The sequence below is a fragment of the Acidovorax sp. NCPPB 3576 genome (assembly GCF_028473605.1).
Classification (GTDB): domain Bacteria; phylum Pseudomonadota; class Gammaproteobacteria; order Burkholderiales; family Burkholderiaceae_C; genus Paracidovorax.
The window spans coordinates 2,827,872-2,848,337 of record NZ_CP097267.1 but is presented as its reverse complement, the minus strand read 5'-3'; the positions used below and the strand labels follow the sequence as shown (position 1 = coordinate 2,848,337).

Genomic DNA, 20,466 nt, shown 5'->3' with positions numbered 1-20,466 from the left:
TCGCTTTGCGGCGCCGGGCGCGCCGCGCCCACTGACCCGCATTGCACGACATGGTTTGGCGCTTTTTTTTCTTTTTCTTCTTTCAGCTGACGGGTCTTGCTATTGGATGGTGGCAGGGCGGCCCGTGGGGTGCCATGCTGGCCGCGGCCTTGGCGGCATGGGTGTGGTTCATCTGGGACCTTCTGCGCGGCGCACGGGTGGTCGCGTGGCTGCGAGAGGGCGATCTGTCCCGGGCGCCCGATCTTCGTGGCCTGTGGGGAGAAGCGGCCGACCGCGCGCGGCGGTTGCTGCGCCAAAGCCTGGCGGAAGTGGCCGCCAGCGATGCTCGGCTCCAGGAAATACTGGCCGCGCTCCAGGCCACTCCCAACGGTGTGGTGCTTCTGGATGCAGAGGGGCGCATCGAATGGTGCAATCACATCGCAGCCGGCCAGTTCGGGTTCGACGCGCAGCGCGATGTCATGCAATCGATCGGCAACCTGGTGCGCGATCCGGACTTCAGCGCCTACTATTCCAGCCAGGATTTCTCACACGATGTCGTGCTGCAGGGCCGGGACAGCACGGCCTCCCGGCCAGTGCGCATTTCGGTCCATCTCCATCCCTATGGCGACGGGCGCAAACTTTTGCTGTCGCGTGACGTGACGGCGCTCGAGCAGGCGGAGGCCATGCGACGGGATTTCGTCGCCAATGTGTCGCATGAGATCCGCACGCCGCTCACGGTGCTGACGGGCTTTGTCGAGACGCTGCAGACACTGCCTCTCTCCACCGAAGAACGTGCGCGCTACCTGGGCATGATGTCTCAGCAGGCGGCGCGCATGCAAAGCGTGGTGCAGGACCTGTTAACTCTTTCACGGCTGGAAGGAAGCCCCTTGCCTGGCATCACCGAGTGGACACCCGTGGAGGTGCTGCTGCGTCGCTGCGAGGACGAGGCCCGTGGCCTTTCCGCCTTGCTCACCCAGAACCAGCCGCGGCCGCACACGATCCAGTTTCCTTCGTTGGAAGCGATGCGTGCGGCAGGCCAGTTGGGCGGTGTGCCGGCTGAATTGCAAAGCGCCTTGTCCAACCTCATCGGCAACGCGGTTCGTTACACCCCTGCCGGCGGCTCCATTACCGTGGAGTGGCTGACGCTCGAAGATGGCGGCGCCCGTTTTTCGGTGCGCGACACGGGCCCGGGGATCGAGTCGGTGCATCTGCCGCGTCTCACGGAACGCTTCTATCGTGTGGACCGCAGCCGCTCGCGCGAGACGGGGGGCACGGGCCTGGGCCTTGCCATCGTCAAGCACGTTTTGCAGCGCCATTCGGCCGTGCTCGACATTTCAAGCACGGTGGGGAAGGGGTCGGTTTTTTCCGTCACCTTTCCTGCAAGCCGGGTGCAGGGCCGCCGCCCGGTCACGCTGCTGGAGGCGGGAGCGGCCGCCCAGGCCTGAGCGCTCCGGCCAGCATTGTGACGAACAAAATTGCCGTGGTGATCAGCGCAGCGGCGCTGGCCCCCCAGAATGCCGCGGGCGATCGCAGGGGCCCCAGTCCCATGGCGCCTTGGTATGCCAGCGTGTACCCGCCGGTCAGCCCTCCCCCCCACAGCAGCAAGCCATAGACGACCAGCGGTGCCAGGGTGATGCGATAGCAGCGCAGAATGAAAACGCAAACCGTCTGCAGCGCATCCGCGATGTGATAAACCGACACCCACGAGAGCAGCGTTGCTGTCAGCACAGCCACCGCTGCCGAAGAGGTGTAGAGCGGTGCGATATGCTCTTTTGCTATAAAAAGAATAGCTGCCAGCGCAATTCCTGTCCCGGCAGAGAGCCTAAAACCCATCCAGGCTGCCGCTCTGGCACGGGATTCATCACCCGATCCGCGCCAGAAACTGACCCGCGCACTGGTGGCGATGGACAGCGATAGCGGCACCATGTAGAGCACGGCCGTGAGGTTGGATGCGATCTGGTGCGCCGCAGCCGCGACGTTGCCCTGTCGGGCGATGAAGAGCGCCATCAGCGTGAACGACGTCACCTCCACCAGAATGGCCAGCCCGGCAGGCACACCCAACTGGGCGAAACGGCCGATTTGTGCCCAGTCGGGCTTTTCCAGCCGTTGCCACAGGTTGAGCGGCGCATAAAGCGCGTTTGTATTGAGCAGCCATCCCGCCACCGCGAGCAGAGCGTAGTTGACTATCAGGGTGGCCCAGGCGCAGCCCACCGCACCCTGCGCGGGAAGCCCCGCGCCGCCAAAAGTGAACCACGCTGAAAGAGGGATCTTGACCAGCAGCGAACCCACCTGCAGCCAGGTCACCAGCTGAGGGCGGCCCAATGCCTGGTTGAGCGTGCTGTAAATGCGAAACAGAAGGGCCGGGGGCAACGCCAGCGCCAGCACGCTCAGATAGCTGCCCACCACGGCACGCAACTCTTCGGGTACCTGGGTCCATCGCAGAATGGCGCCGGGTGACACCAGCACCACCATGCCAATCGCACAGGCGATGGCGCAAAGGTACAGCGCCTGCCGCACCGTGCGGCCGATGCCTTCGCGCTCGCCTGCGCCCCGCTGCTCAGCCCAGACAGGCAACAGGGCTTGCAAGGCGCCCATGAGCGCCACGTAGATGCTGACGTAGATGGCCGATCCGATCGACAGAGCCGCCAGAGCGGCGGCGGAATGCCGGCCAGCCACGATGGTGTCGGTGACGCCAAATGCCATGACCGCCAACTGGCCGGCAAGCACCGTGCCCGCATGCCGTGCGATGGTGGCGCGTTCGGACATTACTGCGGGGCGGCCGCGCGCCGCAGCACCAACAGTTGGTCGTTTTTGTCGGTGGGCCGGGGCAGTTGCGTCACGCGCGACCACTCTGGTGCCGGGGCGATGTCACCGCCGGATGGCCGGGCTTCGCTGTCCGCGACCAGCCATTGGCAATCGGATGCGGCCGGCAACCGGTGGCCGTCGGTCGGCTGCAGCGAAAGCCCGCCGTGGTACTGAAGTGCCGCCGCTTGGGCGCGACTCAAGCCATGCGTGATGATGCAGCCCGGCTGCGGGCCCAGTACCGCCATGAGGTTGTTCATCTGCGGGCGGTAGCTGCGACCATAGTCAAGCAGCGGCAACCACAGCGTCATGAGCAGCAGCCAGCCCAAGGTGGCTCCACCGGCAGGCAGCACCAGGCTCTTCCAGATCACGGCCCGGTCCCGCGAGGCGCGCCACCACACCAGCGCACACCACGCAGCGGTAGCGATCATCGCGAGCGTGAACGCGACGGCGGAAAAGTGCGGTACGAAAGCGGGCGCCAGCCGGGCCACGTTCGCCGCGGGCTTGGCGGGTATGCCTGTCTGCAGCGACAGCCAGATCACCCAGATGGTGATCGCGGAAGCGCTGAAGAAAAGCAAGGTGAACCAGTCGATGAGCGATGCAATGGCGCGGCGCAGCGTCGGCAGCGCAAATGCGGCCAGCGCCGCGAGGGCCGGCAACCCCAGCAGCAAGGCCCGGTCGGCCGGCTGGGTGGTGATGGTGGCGCCGAGCGTGACGGCCGTGAACCACAAAGGCAGCAGCAGGTGCCGGTGCATGGCACGGCTGGCGATCTGCCGGCGCCAGCGCCAAAGCGTCCAAAGCGCCAGGGGCCAGGCGGGCCATGCGAACCAGATCAATAGGCGCAGCAGGCTTGGCCAGTCCTTGGCGCCTTCTGCAGTGCCCACGATGCGCCAGCGCCAGAGATTCAGTTTCCAAGCCAGCAAGGCGGCCACCACCGTCATGCCCAGCAAAGCGAGCGCCCAGGTGCGGCTCGAGCGCGGCTCATGGTCTGTAGTGCGCAGCACCAGCAAGGCACTGCCGGCACCCAGCAGGGCCGCCATGGTGGGCGCGCCGCTCAATACCAGTCCGATCAGGCCGAGCGCAGCAGCAGCCGTTGGAATGGCAGTTCGATAGGGCAGGGCCGATGCAGCAAAGAACAGCAGTGCAGTGCATGCCAGTTGCGTGAGGTAGCTGGTGATCTCGTGTGACAGTTGCGCCAGTCCCAGGCAAGCCAACAGGGCCAGAAGCCCTCCGTCGGCCATGGCGCGGGCATAGTCGGCCGGCAGGGCTTCGCCCCCGAAAGCGAAAGCCACCGGCTGTGCCCCTGGGCTTTTTGCAAGGTTGTAAACGCCATACCAGGTAGCGACGAGCGTGGCTACCAGCAAGGCAATGAAAGGCAGCCGTGCCGCCATCTCCTGAGAGAGCCAGGAGGGGGCGACCTGCAGGGCCAGCGCTCCCAGCCAATACGGAAGCAGGGCTTCCGTTTCAGGCGGCATGCCGGCCAGCGATGGCGAGAGCCAGGCCGTTGTGCCATGCGCCAGTTCCAGCATGTACCCGAACGCCGTGATGTCCGCGTTCTTCCAGGGGTCTCGCAGGACGAACCCCGGCACCACATACGCCAGGCACAGCAGCAAGAGCGCCCAACGTGGCAGCGGGCGCACTGCGCCTTGGGTGACGATGGCGGGGGTTGGGTGGATCACTCGGCTCGTTCTGATGACGAAAAGGAGGCCCGAGAATACGGGCAAAAGGACAAAGAAAAAGGCAGCGCGGTCGAGCCGGGCTGCCTTTCTTCAAACGCTGTGTCTGGCCTGATGTAACAGGCCGATCGCCTTGCGGCGCCGCAGGCCAGGGCCTGCACACATCGTTGTCCGCCGATTACTTCGCTGCGGTCTTGCCGAAGCGATTGCGGAACTTCTCCACGCGGCCGCCCATGTTGTCCACGGACTTTTGCGTACCGGTGTAGAAGGGATGCGATTCGCTGGAGGTATCCAGCTTGAACAGAGGCAGTTCGCGTCCGTCATCGGTCTTGCCCATTTCCTTCGTGTTCACGCAAGAGCGGGTCACGAACTTGAAACCGTTGGACAGGTCCACGAACAACACTTCGCGGTAATTGGGGTGAATGCCTTCTCTCATAGCATGGTCCTTTCAGGGGGCTGCTGCGGTAGCCACGCCGCACCCATTGCGTCGCACTTTCCGCGGAAATTAGCCTTCGATTATCGCATAGGCTCGCCAAAGTGAGACCATTGCCATCCCAGAACTCCTTCCGAAGCCACGAATTGCGTCTCCTGCATACCTCCGACTGGCATCTGGGCCAACACTTCATGGGCCAGACACGCCAGCTTGAACACCTGGCTTTCATCGACTGGCTGGCGGGGCAGGTGCGCGCGCAGGGCGTGGATGCCGTGATCGTGGCAGGCGACGTTTTCGATACGGGCGCTCCCCCAAGCTATGCGCGGGAACTGTACAACCGCTGCGTGCTGGCGATGCGCGATGCCGGCGCTGAGTTTGTCGTGCTGGGCGGTAACCATGACTCCGTTTCCATGCTCGGCGAAAGCCGCAGCTTGCTCGCGCACCTCAATACCCGGGTCGTGCCGGGCATGGCGGAGCGACCTGAAGACCAGGTGCTGGTACTTCATACCCGCGCCGGTGTGCCCGCAGCCGTTCTGTGTGCCGTACCGTTTTTGCGCCCCCGGGACCTGTTGTTGAGTCAGCCAGGGCAAAGCGCAGCCGACAAACAATCGGCATTGCAGGCGTCCATCCGTGCCCATTACGATGCATTGCATGTCCTGGCCTTGGAGCGCAGCGCCGCGCTGGGCGGTTTGCCCATCGTCGCCACCGGGCACCTGACCACTGTCGGCGCCAGCGCCAGCGAATCGGTGCGGGAAATCTACGTGGGCACGCTGGAGGCGTTTCCCACCAATGCGTTTCCACCGGCGGACTACATTGCCCTCGGGCACATCCACCAACCACAAAAGGTGGGAGGGCTGGAGCACGTGCGCTACAGCGGATCACCAATACCGCTGAGCTTTGACGAGGCACGCCAGCGCAAGGAAGTGCTGCTGGTCGATTTCGACTTGGCGGGCCTGAAGTCCGTGACGCCGCTGCCGGTTCCATGCTTTCAGCCGTTGGCGAGCGTGCGCGGCCGTCTGGTCGATTTGCCTGCAGCATTTGCCGAGGCTGCCAACCTTGGCCACGATGCCCTGCCGGTATGGATCGAAGTCGAAGTGGCCCATGACGACTACCTTGCCGACTTGCAACTGCGCGTGGCCAAGATGGCTGAGGGCCTGCCGATCCAGATCCTGCGCGTGCGCCGGGCCCGGAATGCGCTTCCCGCGTCTTTGGATTCATCTGCAGGAGAAACGCTCGACGAACTGGGCCCTGCTGAGGTCTTTGCCCGCCGGCTGGCTTCCCAATCGCTCGAACCTGCATTGGAAGAGCGGCTTTCTGCGTTGTATCGAACCGTCCTTGCCGACCTTCAGGAGCGGCCTGCACCATGAGGATTCTGAGCCTTCGTCTCAAAAACCTGAATTCACTCAAAGGCGAATGGCGCATCGACTTCAGCGCCGCGCCTTTTGCCGGCAACGGTTTGTTTGCCATCACGGGCCCCACGGGGGCTGGCAAAACCACCATTCTCGATGCGATCTGCCTGGCGCTCTACCACCAGACGCCGCGCATCGGTGGCGTGTCGCAAGGGGGCAATGAGGTCATGACCCGGCACACGGCGGAATGCCTGGCCGAGGTGGAGTTTGAAGTTCGAGGGGCCCGCTACCGGGCGTTTTGGAGCCAGCGCAGGGCGCACGGCAAAGCCGATGGGGCATTGCAGCAGGTGCAGGTGGAACTGGTGGCCCATGTTCGCGGTGAAGGCGAAATTTTGACCAGCAAGGTACAAGACAAGCTGCGCCAGACAGAGTTGCTTACCGGCCTCAATTTCGAGCGTTTCACCCGGTCCATGCTGCTCGCGCAGGGCGGCTTCGCAGCCTTCCTGGAGGCCAGCGCTGGCAAACGTGCGGAGTTGCTGGAGGAGTTGACTGGTACCGACATCTACGGGCAGATATCGCAGCGGGTGTTCGAGAGTACCCGCGACGCACGTACCGTGCTGGAGCGACTGCGTGCCCGTGCGGGTGGCGTGGAGTTGCTGGACGATGCCACGCGCGCCACACTCACGGAGGAAGCCAGCCGGCTTGCTCTGCATACCGAAACGCTGCAGGCGCAGCGGCAAGCCATCGCCCGCGAGCGCCAATGGCTGGCGGACAGAGATCGCGCCCAAATGCGGCATGACGAGGCGTCACGGTATCGGGAACAGGCCCAGGCCGAATGGGACGCAGCCGCCGAGCAGCGTCAACGCCTTGCTGCCGACGAGCCCGCTGCACGGCTGCAGCCGATCCATGCCACAGGGCAGGCGGCGCTGCGTGACGAGGTGGCCGTGAATCAGCAACGCAATGAAGCGCAACGGCAGCACGGCTTGGCAATGGAACGCAGCGCTCAGACACTTGGACTTCTGCAACGCGACAGCCGGCGGCTGGCCGATTTCCGCCTGAACCAATGGCACGATGGTGTGAAGGCTCAGGAAGCGCTTGTCCAAGAACTCGCAGCGGTGCCCCAGCATGCTCAGTTGGGGGAGTGGCTGAGCGGATGGCGCGAGCAATTCGGTGCCCGTGCGCGGCGGTTGCAGGAGATGGCTGAAACCCAAGCGCGTCGAGAAAAGCACGGCAGCGAGTTACAGGCACTGGAGACACGGCATGCCAGCCATGGGCAGGCCTGCCAGCGCGCCGCCGCCTCCCTGGGCCAAGCGCAGCAAGAGGCCATGGCGGCCCGCCAAGCCTATGAACGCCTGGCGATGGGGCGTGAAGAATCGGAGTGGCGCAATGCCCCGCTGCAACTGCTGGAACGCGGCCACGCTTGGGACCGCCTGGGCCAGAGCCTGCGAGCCTGGCTGCAAGCGCGCGAGCGCCAAGCCCAATGGATGGAGGCCCAGCTGGAGCGGCAACGGCAGCAGGCAGACGAGGCGCAGGCCGTGCAATCGCTGCGCGATCGCTACGCCAGTCTGCACCGGCAAGTGCAGGACCAGGAAAAGCTCCTGGCGCAAGAGCAGCGCATTCAGGCCCTGGAGGCGCACCGTAGCCATTTGCAACCGGGCGAAGCCTGTCCGTTGTGTGGATCGACCACCCATCCCGCCATCGAAGCCTATGAGGCGCTGGACGCCTCCGCCACCCAATCCGCATTGGCAACGCTTTGCGCGCAACGGGAAGAGGTGACCGAGCAAGGACTCGCACGCCGGTCCCGCTTGGCCGCGCTGCAGGCGCAGAGCGAACAAGTGGCTCAGCAGATGGCTGAGGGAGAGCAGGCATTGGCACAGCTACTGGCGCAATGGCAGGCGTGCTGCGCGGCCTGCGGCTGGCCGGTGGATGCCGTGGATGCGCAGGCTTTGGCCGACGCCCAAGCCCGGCACTCGGTCCAACTGGAAGCCGCTCAGCAGCAGTGGGCCGCACTCGCCCAGGCGAGGACGCTGCTCGATCAGGCGTTGTCTGCGTTGCAACAGGCCGAGCAGGCTGAGCGCATGGTCACTCAACAGTTGGCCCTTTCGGCCAAGGATTTGCAGGTGGCCCAGCAGCGGGCAGATGAGTTCGCGCAGCACCACCAACAGCAGCAGCGCCAGCATGCCGAAGCCGAATCGGCACTGGTGGACCAGTTGCAAAGCCTGGGGTACACGCTGCCAAGCGATGGAGCCGACTGGTTACGAAGCCGTGCCGAAGAGTACAGGGCATGGCAGGTATCGAAATCTCGCCTTCAAACCTTGATCGCCGATGAAGCGACACTGAAGCAGATGGCCGAGATGGCGCAGGAGGCTGCCCAGCGCTGGGAGTCACGGGGCGAGCCTGGCGCGCCCGCCGAGGTGGATCACCTGCCTGGAGGCGATCTTGGAACGGAGTCTGACGAGCTGCCTCAAGCGGTCGAGCAAGCGGAGGCCCGTTGGCATGCTGCCGAAACCGAAGTGGCCGCGCTGCGTGGCACGCTGGAGTCCTTGCAACGCAGGCAAGCAGAAGTGCAAGCGATCGCAGGCCAGGCCGAGAAGCGCTGGGTGCACGCACTGTCGCTCAGCCCGTTTGTCGATGAAGCCGCTTTTCACGCGGCCTGCATTGCCGAGCCGGAGCGCGACCGTTTGCGTGCATGGCTTGCGCAGCGGCAGCAGGCGCTGGCCGAGGCGCACGCCGTGCAGGCCGCAGCCAATGCGGCCTTGTCAGAACTACAGGCTTTGCCCCAAACCGAACGCAGCGCGGAGGACCTGGCCGCGTCCATGGCGCAATTGGATGCCGAGCACACTTCGGTAGCACAGCAGCAGGGTGCCATCGCGAGCCGGCTGCAAGACGATGCGCAGCGACGCAGCGGTTTGCAGGCGCTGATGGCGCAAATCCAGGCCCAGGAGGCCGACCATGATCTGTGGCAGCACCTCAATGGCCTGATCGGCTCGGCCGACGGGGCCAAATACCGGAAGTTCGCGCAAGGCCTCACGCTCGACCATCTGGTGCATCTGGCGAATCGCCAACTGGGGCGATTGCACGGGCGCTATCGGCTGGGCCGCCGCTCGGCCGGCGAGCTGGAGCTGGAGGTGATCGACACCTGGCAGGCCGACGTGGCGCGTGACACCAGAACCCTGTCGGGTGGAGAGAGTTTTTTGGTGAGCTTGGCGCTGGCGTTGGCGCTTTCTGATCTGGTAAGCCACAAGGCGAGTATCGACTCGCTCTTTCTCGATGAAGGGTTTGGCACGCTGGATGGCGAAACGCTGGAAACCGCCCTGGATGCGCTCGATACCCTCAATGCCAGCGGAAAGACCATCGGCATCATCAGCCACGTGGAGGCGCTCAAGGAGCGCATTCCCGTGCAGATTCGCGTGCAAAAGGGCGTGGGCCTGGGCTACAGCGCGTTGGAGCGGCGATTCTCCGTGGGTTGAGCCGGCCGCGGTCCGTTGTACGCAGCGCGAGGCCGGATGAGCTGCCCGCTGTCGCGCTGCTCCAGCGCGTGGGCCACCCAGCCGATGGACCGCCCCAGGGCGAACAGGCCGAAGGCCGATCCTTCTGGAAGCGCCAGGTGGCGCCGAAGGGCGACCAGCGCAAAATCGATCGAAGGCCGTTGGCCGGTCAAGGCCTGGGCCTCCGCCATCCAGCCCTGCAAGCGTTCGTTGTGCGGCAGCAGTGGGCGCAGCAGGCATTCGGCACGCACATCCCCTTGCGGATAAAGATGATGGCCGAAGCCTGGCAGGTCCTCTCCACGCGCCAGGCGCTGGCGCAGGCGTTGTTCTGGCGCCGTGTTGTCCAACTCATCCCAGAGCGCTTCCACGCGTGCGGTGGTGCCGCCGTGCTTGCCGCCCGTGAGCGCGGCCAGTCCACCGATCACCGCGGCCCGCAGGCTCGCGCCCGTGGACGCCACGCACCGGGCGGTGAAGCTGGAAGCGTTGAGTTCGTGGTCGGCGCAAAGCACGAGCGCCTGGCGCACGAGATCCGCCCCGTGGCGGTCCAGTCCCCATGCTGCGCCGCATTGCCGATGGATCGGGGCCGTTTGGGGCGCCGTGCCCAGCAGGCACGCGGCCAGCAGCCGCACCAGCGCACCGCATCCTTGCGCCAGCCGCTCGGGCGACGTTTGCCAGACAGCGGTGCTGGCGTCCTCGCTGCCCGCGGTAAAGAGCGGTAGCAGCGTTTCCTCGGGCCGGCGCCCCGCCAGGCAGGGCTGCATTGCTGCCATGGCCGCGGGCAATGCAGGCGTGTCTGAGCCGAAAGCCGATTCGGCGGGGCAACGCCAAAGCCGGCCTGCGAGATCTTCGACAGTGCAGTTGGCGGCCAGCGGGACGGCATTTTCTCCGCGGTAGTAAAGCTGCCCATCCTCGATCAATGTGATGGAGGACTCCAGCACCGGCAGGCCCCAGTCCAGCGCCGCCTTGACCACCTCTTTCGGCTTGCGGCCCCGCCTGCGCTGCCCGGCAATCCGTTCCACGTCCTGCTGCAGGTATCGGCTCTCGCGGGTGTTGTCTCCCGCGTGGGCGGGCAGCAGGCCCCGGCTCACATAGGCGTAGAGCGTCTGTCGAGAAACACCGAGGCGGGCGGCGGCGTCAGGGGCGGACAGATAGACGGGCATCGGGGCTCTTGGTATGAAATAGGTTGATGTTGAAAATATAAATCAATATTGACAATTTAAAGGGTTGATCTAGGCTGAAGCATCGTTGTGAAGGCCTGCCATGTCCATCCACTCCTCCGCTCCCTTGCCCTTTTCTGCATCACTCACCCATTTCGCACGGACGCTGTGGGATGGCCTGGGCGGCACAGCGGACCCGATGGATGCGCTGTATTTCACGGGCACGGGGCAACTGCCTTCCGTGTTTCCCGTGACCGACCTGGCCAGTGCCTCAATGGGAGTGGCCGGTCTCGCATTGGCGGAGGTCACGAAGCCCTCCTGCAAACCGGTGCCGCAGGTCCGGGTGGACCGGCGACTGGCCTCTTTCTGGTTCGGCGGATCGTTGCGTCCGATCGGCTGGGCTCTCGCACCGCTGTGGGATACCGTCGCGGGCGACTACCAAGCCACGGATGGATGGATCCGCTTGCACACCAATGCGCCGCACCACCGTGCCGCGGCGCTGTCAGTGCTTGGCGGGGTGGCGGACCGCGAGTCGGCGGCCCAGGCGGTCGCTCGCTGGCGTGCGAGCGATCTGGAGTCCGCCATCGTGGAGCAGGGCGGTTGTGCTGCGGCCATGCGAAGCCTGGACGAATGGTCATCCCATCCGCAGGGGCACGCCGTCCAGGCAGAACCGTTGCTCCACATGGCCTTTGGTACTGAAGGGCCTGAGCGCGCTTGGCCTGGAACGACGCAGCGCCCGCTGCATGGCGTGCGTGTACTGGACCTCACCCGCATCCTGGCGGGGCCAGTGGCGACGCGTTTCCTCGCCGGCTTTGGTGCCGAGGTCCTGCGCATCGACCCGCCGGGCTGGGAAGAGCCCGGCACCGTGCCCGAGGTGGTTTTGGGCAAGCGCTGCGCGCGCCTGGACCTTCGGCAGGCCGCCGACCGCGCGGTGTTCGCGCATTTGCTGCGCCAGGCCGACGTGTTGGTACACGGGCTGCGGCCACAGGCCCTGGAGCGGCTGGGGCTGGGCGTTTCGTGGCGGCGCGCGGTTCATCCCGGATTGATCGATGTATCGCTCGACGCCTACGGGTGGAGCGGCCCGTGGCGCGGACGCCGGGGTTTCGACAGCCTCATCCAGATGAGCACCGGCATTGCCGAGGAAGGCATGCGCCGGACCGGGCGGCAGGTGCCGGTGCCACTGCCCGTGCAGGCCATCGACCATGCCACCGGCTACCTGATGGCGGCCGCGGCCCTGAAGGCGCTGGCGCACCGCCGGCAGACCGGTCAGGGCTGCGAGGTACGGGCGTCGCTGGCGCGAACCGCCCACTGGCTGGCACAGGCGCCGTCGTCGCTGGACCGGGAGCCGCTGTTGCCCGATGCCTTGCATGACCAGTCTCTGGAGATCGAAGCCACAGCCTGGGGGCCAGCCAGGCGCTTGCTGGCGCCGCTGTCCATCGAAGGCATGGCGATGCACTGGGAATTGGCTGCACCTGCACTGGGATCGTCCGCCGCGGCGTGGTCCGGTACTTGACGGAAAAGGGCGCTGCCTTCAGCAAAAAGCCCCGCAGGCCGGATGGCCTGCGGGGCTTTTGGATGTACACGGGAGCGGCGCAAGCCACCCAATACGGACGGCAAAAAATCAGCCGCCGCGGCGCATCATGTCGAAGAAGTCCACATTGGTCTTCGTCGCCTTCATGTTCTTGATCATGAGCTCCATCGACTCGATCTCGTCCATGTTGTACATGAACTGGCGCAGGATGCGGGTCTTTTGCAGGATCTCGGGCGGCAGCAGCAGCTCTTCGCGGCGGGTGCCGCTCTTGTTGAGCTCGATGGCCGGGAACACGCGCTTTTCGTACAGGCGGCGGTTCAGGTGGATTTCGCTGTTGCCCGTGCCCTTGAATTCTTCGAAGATCACTTCGTCCATGCGGCTGCCGGTGTCGACCAGCGCCGTGGCGATGATGGTCAGCGAACCGCCTTCTTCCACCTTGCGCGCCGCGCCGAAGAAGCGCTTGGGGCGCTGCAGCGCAGCGGCATCCACACCGCCCGACAGCACCTTGCCGGAGGAGGGCACCACGTTGTTGTAGGCACGGGCCAGGCGCGTGATGGAGTCCAGCAGGATCACCACGTCCTTCTTCAATTCGACCAGGCGTTTGGCCCGCTCGATCACCATCTCGGCCACGTGCACATGGCGTGCGGCAGGCTCGTCGAAGGTGGAGGCGATGATTTCGCCCTTCACGGTGCGCTGCATTTCGGTCACTTCTTCAGGGCGCTCGTCAACGAGCAGGACCATGAGGTGAACGTCGGGGTTGTTGGCGGTGATGGCGTGCGCGATGTGCTGCATCATCATCGTCTTGCCGCTCTTGGGCGGTGCGACGATCAGTGCACGCTGGCCGCGGCCGATGGGGGCGATGATGTCGATGATGCGGCCGGTGATGTTCTCTTCGCCCTTCATGTCCCGCTCGAGCTTCATTTGCTCCTTGGGGAACAGCGGCGTCAGGTTTTCGAACATGACCTTGTGCTTGTTCTGCTCAGGCGGGCCGCCGTTGACCGCGTCGAGCTTGGTCAGCGCAAAGTAGCGCTCCCCGTCCTTGGGGGTGCGCACTTCGCCTTCGATCATGTCGCCGGTGTGCAGGTTGAAGCGCCGGACCTGGCTGGGCGAGATGTAGATGTCGTCGGTGCTGGCGGTGTAGCTCGTGTCGGGGCTGCGCAGGAAGCCGAAGCCATCCGGCAGGATTTCCAGCACACCGTCGGCGAAGACCTGCTCACCGGCCTTTGCGCGCTTCTTGATGATCGCGAACATCAGCTCCTGCTTGCGCATGCGCCCGGTGTTCTCGATCTCCAGCTCTTCGGCCTGCTTGAGCACTTCGGACACGTGCAGTGCCTTGAGTTCGTTTAAATGCATGGGGTGACTCCTGAACGGAGCGGATTTGAATCAGGGGGAGGCCGGGAGCCGGGCTGCCGCTGTTTGCGGACCTCGGATGGCCTGGGGATCTGGAACCGGCCGCTTGTGCATGCGGACGCGATGATCTGCGGCGATTATGACAGGAAAAAAACCCGGTTTGCCAAGGCCCGTGCAGCCAGATCGCTGCAACCGAATGCGTGCAAGCGGGATGGCGCGCTGCGGACAAGGCCGCCGCCCGCGCCACCCTCGAACATCATCAGGCCAGTTGCTGGTCGATGAACGCGGTGAGCTGGGTCTTGCTCATCGCGCCGACCTTGGTGGCGGCCAGCTGGCCGTCCTTGAACAGCATCAGGGTCGGGATGCCGCGAATGCCGAACTTGGCGGGCACCTCGCGGTTTTCGTCCACGTTCATCTTGGCGACGGTCAGCTTGTCCTTGTAGGTGTCGGCGACTTCGTCCAGGATGGGCGCGATCATTTTGCAAGGGCCGCACCATTCGGCCCAGTAATCCACCAGCACCGTGGTGCCAGGCTGCAGCACATCGGTTTCAAAACTGGCGTCGGAAAGGTGTTTGATGAGTTCGCTTGCCATGGCACATTCCTTGTTGGAGCAAGTTGAGGTGGGCGGGTCCGGATAAAGTCAGGGGATTGTGACAGAAAGACATTTCCCGCCCCACGGTGTGGCCGCGGCCTCCGCCGCTATGACAGTCATAGCGAAAAACGATGTGTCCAGCAGTGTTTGGGGCTCGGTCGTGGACCGGGTGCAGGCCCACATCCGGCGCATTGGCGCGCACCCTGCCGCCACCGTGGTGCTGGTGCCGTATGCGCAACTGATGGCCGAGGCGCAGCGCGAATGGGCGCGTTGCCTGCCCGACGGCTTTGCGCCGCGTTTTGAAACCACGCGCAACTGGGCGTCCCGCATCGCGCCCTTCGTGCCAGAAGGCGACGACCTGTCGCACGACATGGGGCGCGACACCCTCACTGCACGCGCTTTGCTCGACCAGGCGGGCCTGACCGAGCAGCGCGACGTGCTGGCCACGCCGCTGCTGGAAGCGGCCGCCCAATTGGCCAGCGTCGTCTGCGCCGTGCCGCCGTCCGATCGTGAAGCCTGGGCCGTGGGAGCGCGCGAACTGATGCCCCCCGCAGGCGATGGCGCGGCGCTGCGCTATGAAGCGGCGGTGGCACGCATCGCCCTCGAATGGGTGCTGGCTTCCCGCCATGCGACGGACGTGCTGTTCGCGCCGGACGCGCAATCGGCCGTGGATGCGCTGGTCGTACTCGGCGGCTTTCAACCCGATCCGCTGGCGAAGACGCTGTGCGAACAATGGGGCGACCGTGCCCTGTCGTTGCCGCTCGGCGGCATGCCTGATGCCGCTTCGCCATCACCCGGCCAGGTGTTCCTTCACGAAGCAGCCGATGCCGAGGACGAGGCCCAGCGCGCCGCCGCCTGTGTGCTGCATCGCCTGGAGCAGGGCCATGCGCCACTGGCGTTGGCCGCGATCGACCGCGCGTTGACCCGCCGCGTCAGCGCGCTCCTGCTGGGGCGCGGGGTGGCTGTTCACGACGAAAATGGTTGGACCCTGTCCACCACGCGGGCGGCCTCCCATGTCATGGCGGCGCTGCGGGCTTGCACCTGGAACGCCTCCGCCGACGCGGTGCTGGACTGGCTCAAGCACGTGCCCGCTGCCAGCCCGAAGGCCGTGAACGCAGCAGAGAAATGGCTGCGCAAGATGGGCAGCAGCCACTGGGCGTCCATCGACGACCCACGCGATGCCACGCCGCCTGCGCTGGCCGCAGTGCAGGCGTTGGCCGCGCAGGTACAGGCGTGGCGCGCGCCTTTGCAGCCCGCGCGGCCGGTGGCGGCGTGGCTTGCCGCATTGCGCGAACTGCTGCAGGCAACGGGGCAATGGGACGCCCTGGCCGCCGACGCCGCTGGCGGGCGTGTGCTGGCCGAACTGCGGTTGCAGGATGGCTTGCCCTCTGATCTGGAGCGGCTGGCGAGCGCCGGCCGGCCCATGTCCATTGCCGAGTTCACCCGCTGGGTCAACGAGGTGCTCGAAGCCGCGCGCTACCGGCCTGACCATGACGGCAGCGCCTCGGTGTTCGTCGTGCCGCTGCCGCAGATCCTGGCGCGCCCGTTCGCCACGCTGGTGGTGCCGGGCTGCGACGAAAAGCGCCTGCCGCCCGCTCCGGAGCCACCGGGCGCATGGACCCGCGCGCAGCGCGAGGGGTTGGGATTGCCCACCCGCGAGACGCTGGAAACCGCCCAGCGGCAGGCCTGGAGCAATGCCTTGCGCACCGCTCACGCGGACGTGCTGTGGCGCAGCGGCGACGACGGCGGCGAACCGCTGCTGGCCAGTCCGCTGGTGCTGGCATTGCAGCTCGACGGCCAAGCCAGCGCAGGCACGGACCCCCGAAGTGCGCGCGAAGTGCCGCTCTCACCCGTGCCCCGGCCGATGCCGACGGGCGAGGCGCTGCCCATGCTGCAGCTGTCCTCCACCGCCTATTCCGATCTGCGCCACTGTCCGTACCGCTTCTTCGCGCTGCGCCAGTTGGGCTTGCAAGAAGCCGATGAACTGGGCGCTGAAGTCGGCAAACGGGATTTCGGCAATTGGCTGCATGCCGTGCTGCAGCACTTTCACGAAGCACTGCAGGCGGCGCCCGCCGAGGCGCTGCCCGCTCGCCGCGCGCTGATGGATGCGGCGGCCGAGGCCGTCACCCGCGAGCAGCGGCTGGCGTCGGGCGAATTTTTGCCGTTCGCCTCCGGCTGGCGGGCCCTGCGCGACGGCTACCTGCGCTGGCTGCAGGACCACGAAGGGCAGGGCGCCGCCTTCCAGCAGGCCGAGGTGCGCTCTGCCCAGTCGCTCGGGCCGCTCAAGCTGGTGGGGCTGCTCGACCGCATCGATGCCGTCCGCTCCGGCGTGCCGGGCGAAGAGCCCGCCGTGCTGGTGATCGACTACAAGACCGAGAACGAAGCGGTCACCCGCAAGCGCCTGGCCGCCGGCACCGAAGACACGCAATTGGCTTTCTACGCCGCGCTGCTGCACCACGACCACCTGCGCGCGGCCTACGTGAACGTGGGCGAGCGCGGCGACACGCGGACCTTCGAGCAGCCCGACATCGTGGCGCTGCGCGACCAGCTGGTGGAAGGCATCCTGCACGACTTCGAACGCATCGCTGCCGGTGCCGCCATGCCGGCACTGGGCGAGGGGGCGGTGTGCGACTACTGCGCCGCGCGCGGCCTGTGCCGCAAGGATTTCTGGGCATGAAGAAAGCACCATGACGCTCGCCGCCTACGAACACAACGGCCACCCGGTCACGCGCGAGGCGTTCTATGCCATTGCCTGCGATCCGGACCGCAGCGTGGCGGTGGAGGCCTGTGCCGGCGCGGGCAAGACCTGGATGCTGGTCTCGCGCATGCTGCGTGCCCTGCTGGACGGCTGCGCGCCGCATGAAATCCTGGCCATCACATTCACACGCAAGGCTGCCGGCGAGATGCGCCAGCGCCTGCAGGAATGGCTGCAGGAATTTGCCCAGGCCGAGCCCGAGCGCCTGGCCCGGGAACTGGTCGCCCGCGGCATCCCACCCGAGCGCGCGCTGGAAAAACGCGCGCTGCTGCAGACGCTGTACCGCTCCATGCTCGAATCCGGGCGGCCGGTGCAGATCCGCACCTTCCACAGCTGGTTCGCTGCGCTGCTGGGCACCGCGCCGCTGGCCGTGCTGCATGCGCGCGGACTGCCCGGCAACTACGAACTGCTGGAGGACGACGCCGAAGCCGTGCGCCAGGTCTGGCCGCCGTTCCTGCAGCAGGTGGCCGACGATGCGGCGCTGCATGCCGACTACCTCGCGGCGGTGGCCTCGCACGGGCGGTCGCAGACGCACAAGGCCCTGGGCGCGGCGCTGTCCAAGCGCATCGAGTTCGAGCTGGCGGACGCGGCCGGCGTGATCGACGCCTCGGTCCCGCCGTTCCATGCGCACTTCCCCGACCTGCAAGGGCTGGACAGCCCGGCCCACGCGCTGGAGGGCGATGCGGCACGCGCCCGCTGGCTCGCCTGGGCAAGCGCCTTGGGCACCGAATCCAACAAAACCCCGCAAAAGGCGGCGGACGCGGTGGTCGATGCCTTCGCCTGCGAGGACCTGCACGAGCGGCTGGAGCGGTTGCGACGTGCTTTCTTCGTGGCCAAGGAAGACCGGCTCAGCAAGAACCTGGAGAAGTTCGCCGTGGCGCAGGAGGCCGAGGCCGAACTGCAGCGCCTGTGCCTGGCGCGCCGCCAGCACGAGGCCTGGGGCTACCACCATCGGATGGCCCGGCTCACGCGCGCTCTGGTGGCGGCGTTCGCTGCGCTCAAGCGCGATCGCGGCTGGGTGGACATGAACGATGTCGAGCGCACGGCGCTGGTCATGCTGTCCGACCCGGTGCTGAGCGGATGGGTGCAGGAGCGGCTGGATGCGCGCGTGCGGCATCTGCTCGTCGATGAGTTCCAGGACACCAACCCGCTGCAGTGGCAGGCGCTGCATGCCTGGCTGTCAGGCTATGTGGGCGCGGGCGGGGGCAGGGCGCCCAGCGTGTTCATCGTGGGCGACCCCAAGCAGAGCATCTACCGCTTTCGGCGTGCCGAGCCGCAGGTGTTCCTGGCCGCACAGGCCTTCGTGCGCCAAGGCCTCGGTGGCGACCTGCTGAGCTGCGACCACACGCGCCGCAACGCCACCGGCGTGATCGCCGCGGTCAACCACGCCATGCAGGCTGCGCAGGCCCAGGGGGAATACGCCGGCTTTCGCGAACACACCACCGAGTCCACCGACACGGGCAGCCTGTTGCGCCTGCCCGCCATCACCGCGCCGCAGGACAGCGGGGCCGCCGCTTCCGACCCCATGGCGTGGCGCGACAGCCTCACGCAGCCGCGGCACGAGGCCGAGGAAACCCTGCGCATGCGCGAATGCACCCAAGCCGCCCGCTGGGTGGCCGAGCGCATCGCCGCCGGCGTGCCGCCGCGCGAGGTGCTGGTGCTCGCCCGAAAGCGCGACCGCCTGGCCGCCATGCAGGACGCGCTGCGCGAGTTGCACCTTCCCTGCGTGCAGCCGGAAAAGGCCGAGCTGGCCGAAGCCCCCGAGGTGCAGGACGTGGTGGCGCTGCTGGACGTGCTGGTCTCGCCGGGCCACGACCTGTCGCTGGCCCGCGCGCTGCGCTCGCCATTGTTCGGGGTCGGCGACGAGACACTGGTGCAACTGGCCCTGTGGCGCCGGCAGCCAGAGAACCTTGAATGCAGCTGGCTCGACTTGCTATTAAAAAGTGAGCATGATGCCCTAGGAATTATTGCGCTGGGGGCCGATTTGGCTCTATACAAGGGTTGGTTCGACGCATGGCCGCCCCACGACGCGCTGCAGAAGCTGTACACCCACCGCGACGTGCTGGCCCGCTATGCCGCCGCCGCCCCGGCAACGCAGCGCGCCAGCGTGCTCGCCAACTTGCGTGCGCTGCTGTCGGCCGCGCTGCAGATCGACGGCGGGCGTTACCTCACGCCCTATGCCTTCGTCCGGGCGATGAAGCGCGCGGGCCAGCGCGCGCCGGGCCGGGTGGACGCGCAAGCGGTGCGCCTGCTCACCGTGCACGGCGCCAAGGGACTGGAAGCCCATAGCGTGCTGCTGCTGGACACCGACACCCGCCCGCAAAAAGCCGAAACCATGGGCGTGCTGGTGGACTGGCCGGGCGAAGAACCGCTGCCGCGCAGCTTCGTCTTTCTGGCCAGCGAAAGCGCGCCGCCGCCCAGCGCGGTGGGCATGCTCGCCACCGAGCAGACCGAGCGCCAGCGCGAAGAACTCAACACCTTGTACGTGGCCATGACGCGGGCCAAGCAGTGCCTTGCGATCTCGTCGGTGCAACCGTCGTCCTCTGCGCCCGGCAGCTGGTGGAACCGGCTGGCGCCGCTGATGCTTGAGGCGCAAGAGAGCGCACTGGCCGAATCCGGCCGCGCGCCGTCGCTTGACAGCGGTATTGCAGCAGAGGGCCACGCCGTGTTGGCCGAACTGCCTGCCTGGTCGCCGCCGCCCACGCCGGCGGCCGATCGCCAGGCCACTTCCGGCCTGGCTGCGTCCACCCCCGCATCGCGCCAGGGCGAGGCCATGCACCAGCTGCTGGAACAGACCGCCATGGCGGGGGCCGGCGTGCCAGCCTTTTCCGAAGGCGGATGGTCGGCTGCGCGGCTGGCACGGCTCGGCGCAGACTTCGACCTGGTGCCCGAGTCCGTGGCCCTTGCCGCCGGCATGGCGCAGCGCATCCTGGACGGTGAAGGCGCCTGGGCGTGGGATGCCGCCGCCGTCGATCAAGCGGTGAACGAGGCCACCATCGTCCGCGCTGGACAGACCTTGCGGATCGACCGCCTGGTGCGGCGCGCCGATCCCGGCGGTGCGCCGACGTGGTGGGTGCTCGACTACAAAAGCGCGGCGGAGCCCGAACGGCGCCCCTATCTGATGGCCCAGTTGGCGCGCTACCGCGAAGCCGTTCAGGCCCAGATGCCGGGCCACGCGGTGCGCGCGGCTTTTCTCACCGGCGATGGGCGGATGGTGGAGGTGGGCGGAGAGACTGCGCCACCGCCACCGCCACCGCCACCGCCACCGCCACCGCCACCGCCACCGCCACCGCCGGTGCAAGGCGCCCTGTTTTGATGGTGCGGCTCGCTCAAGGCCCTCGTGCCTTCGGTGCT

The 20,466-nt window shown here is 66.6% G+C and carries 12 protein-coding genes; 6 read left to right on the top strand and 6 right to left on the bottom strand.

Annotated features, from left to right (window positions below):
- Positions 1-50 precede the first annotated feature (50 nt).
- Positions 51-1,424: a phosphate regulon sensor histidine kinase PhoR gene (gene phoR / locus M5C98_RS13035; protein ID WP_272547861.1), complete on the top strand. Its 1,374-nt coding sequence runs from the start codon at positions 51-53 to the stop codon at positions 1,422-1,424.
- On the opposite strand, the gene M5C98_RS13030 is transcribed toward phoR, so the two are convergent.
- The 3 genes from M5C98_RS13030 to M5C98_RS13020 form a co-directional block, all read right to left on the bottom strand.
- Entirely contained in the window at positions 1,387-2,745 is a 1,359-nt protein-coding gene (locus M5C98_RS13030; RefSeq protein ID WP_272547860.1) for an MATE family efflux transporter, read from the bottom strand. The genes phoR and M5C98_RS13030 overlap by 38 nt on opposite strands.
- Positions 2,745-4,460 carry a hypothetical protein gene (locus tag M5C98_RS13025; protein ID WP_272547859.1) on the bottom strand — a complete coding sequence of 572 codons (1,716 nt, stop codon included), beginning with the start codon at positions 4,458-4,460 and terminating at the stop codon, positions 2,745-2,747. Before M5C98_RS13025 ends, M5C98_RS13030 begins: the two co-directional genes overlap by 1 nt.
- Before the next feature lie 175 nt (positions 4,461-4,635).
- Positions 4,636-4,893 (bottom strand): type B 50S ribosomal protein L31, encoded by a 258-nt coding sequence (locus M5C98_RS13020; protein WP_092739517.1) that lies wholly within the window; start codon positions 4,891-4,893, stop codon positions 4,636-4,638.
- A 143-nt stretch (positions 4,894-5,036) separates the two neighbouring features.
- On the opposite strand from M5C98_RS13020, the gene sbcD reads away from it, so the two are divergent.
- On the top strand, positions 5,037-6,257 hold the full coding sequence (gene sbcD / locus M5C98_RS13015; protein ID WP_272553272.1) for an exonuclease subunit SbcD: 1,221 nt from the start codon (positions 5,037-5,039) through the stop codon (positions 6,255-6,257).
- On the top strand, positions 6,254-9,709 hold the full coding sequence (locus M5C98_RS13010) for an AAA family ATPase (protein ID WP_272547858.1): 3,456 nt from the start codon (positions 6,254-6,256) through the stop codon (positions 9,707-9,709). The genes sbcD and M5C98_RS13010 overlap by 4 nt, the downstream gene beginning before the upstream one ends.
- Here M5C98_RS13010 and M5C98_RS13005 read toward each other — a convergent pair.
- Positions 9,673-10,887: a citrate synthase family protein gene (locus M5C98_RS13005; protein WP_272547857.1), complete on the bottom strand. Its 1,215-nt coding sequence runs from the start codon at positions 10,885-10,887 to the stop codon at positions 9,673-9,675. The two genes, M5C98_RS13010 and M5C98_RS13005, sit on opposite strands and share 37 nt — an antisense overlap.
- Positions 10,888-10,987: 100 nt before the next feature.
- On the opposite strand from M5C98_RS13005, the gene M5C98_RS13000 reads away from it, so the two are divergent.
- On the top strand, positions 10,988-12,397 hold the full coding sequence (locus M5C98_RS13000; RefSeq protein ID WP_442867179.1) for a CoA transferase: 1,410 nt from the start codon (positions 10,988-10,990) through the stop codon (positions 12,395-12,397).
- A 108-nt stretch (positions 12,398-12,505) separates the two neighbouring features.
- On the opposite strand, the gene rho is transcribed toward M5C98_RS13000, so the two are convergent.
- Both rho and trxA read right to left on the bottom strand, forming a co-directional pair.
- Positions 12,506-13,768, bottom strand: coding sequence for a transcription termination factor Rho (gene rho, locus M5C98_RS12995; protein ID WP_272547856.1), 1,263 nt, complete (start codon positions 13,766-13,768; stop codon positions 12,506-12,508).
- A gap of 256 nt (positions 13,769-14,024) precedes the next feature.
- Positions 14,025-14,357 (bottom strand): thioredoxin TrxA, encoded by a 333-nt coding sequence (gene trxA, locus M5C98_RS12990; RefSeq protein ID WP_272547855.1) that lies wholly within the window; start codon positions 14,355-14,357, stop codon positions 14,025-14,027.
- A 109-nt stretch (positions 14,358-14,466) separates the two neighbouring features.
- Between trxA and M5C98_RS12985 the strand changes: the two genes are divergently transcribed.
- Both M5C98_RS12985 and M5C98_RS12980 read left to right on the top strand, forming a co-directional pair.
- Positions 14,467-17,034, top strand: coding sequence for a PD-(D/E)XK nuclease family protein (locus M5C98_RS12985; RefSeq protein ID WP_272547854.1), 2,568 nt, complete (start codon positions 14,467-14,469; stop codon positions 17,032-17,034).
- Positions 17,035-17,044: 10 nt separating this feature from the next.
- The gene (locus M5C98_RS12980) at positions 17,045-20,428 is read left to right on the top strand and encodes a UvrD-helicase domain-containing protein (protein ID WP_272547853.1); all 3,384 of its coding nucleotides are present in this window, start codon (positions 17,045-17,047) and stop codon (positions 20,426-20,428) included.
- Positions 20,429-20,466: the final 38 nt, after the last annotated feature.

Coding starts and splice junctions, on each gene's coding strand:
- phoR (WP_272547861.1), top strand. CDS start 51: ATGGTTTGGCGCTTTTTTTTCTTTTTCTTCTTTCAGCTGACGGGTCTT.
- M5C98_RS13030 (WP_272547860.1), bottom strand. CDS start 2,745: ATGTCCGAACGCGCCACCATCGCACGGCATGCGGGCACGGTGCTTGCC.
- M5C98_RS13020 (WP_092739517.1), bottom strand. CDS start 4,893: ATGAGAGAAGGCATTCACCCCAATTACCGCGAAGTGTTGTTCGTGGAC.
- M5C98_RS13010 (WP_272547858.1), top strand. CDS start 6,254: ATGAGGATTCTGAGCCTTCGTCTCAAAAACCTGAATTCACTCAAAGGC.
- M5C98_RS13005 (WP_272547857.1), bottom strand. CDS start 10,887: ATGCCCGTCTATCTGTCCGCCCCTGACGCCGCCGCCCGCCTCGGTGTT.
- M5C98_RS13000 (WP_442867179.1), top strand. CDS start 10,988: ATGTCCATCCACTCCTCCGCTCCCTTGCCCTTTTCTGCATCACTCACC.
- rho (WP_272547856.1), bottom strand. CDS start 13,768: ATGCATTTAAACGAACTCAAGGCACTGCACGTGTCCGAAGTGCTCAAG.
- trxA (WP_272547855.1), bottom strand. CDS start 14,357: ATGGCAAGCGAACTCATCAAACACCTTTCCGACGCCAGTTTTGAAACC.
- M5C98_RS12985 (WP_272547854.1), top strand. CDS start 14,467: ATGACAGTCATAGCGAAAAACGATGTGTCCAGCAGTGTTTGGGGCTCG.
- M5C98_RS12980 (WP_272547853.1), top strand. CDS start 17,045: ATGACGCTCGCCGCCTACGAACACAACGGCCACCCGGTCACGCGCGAG.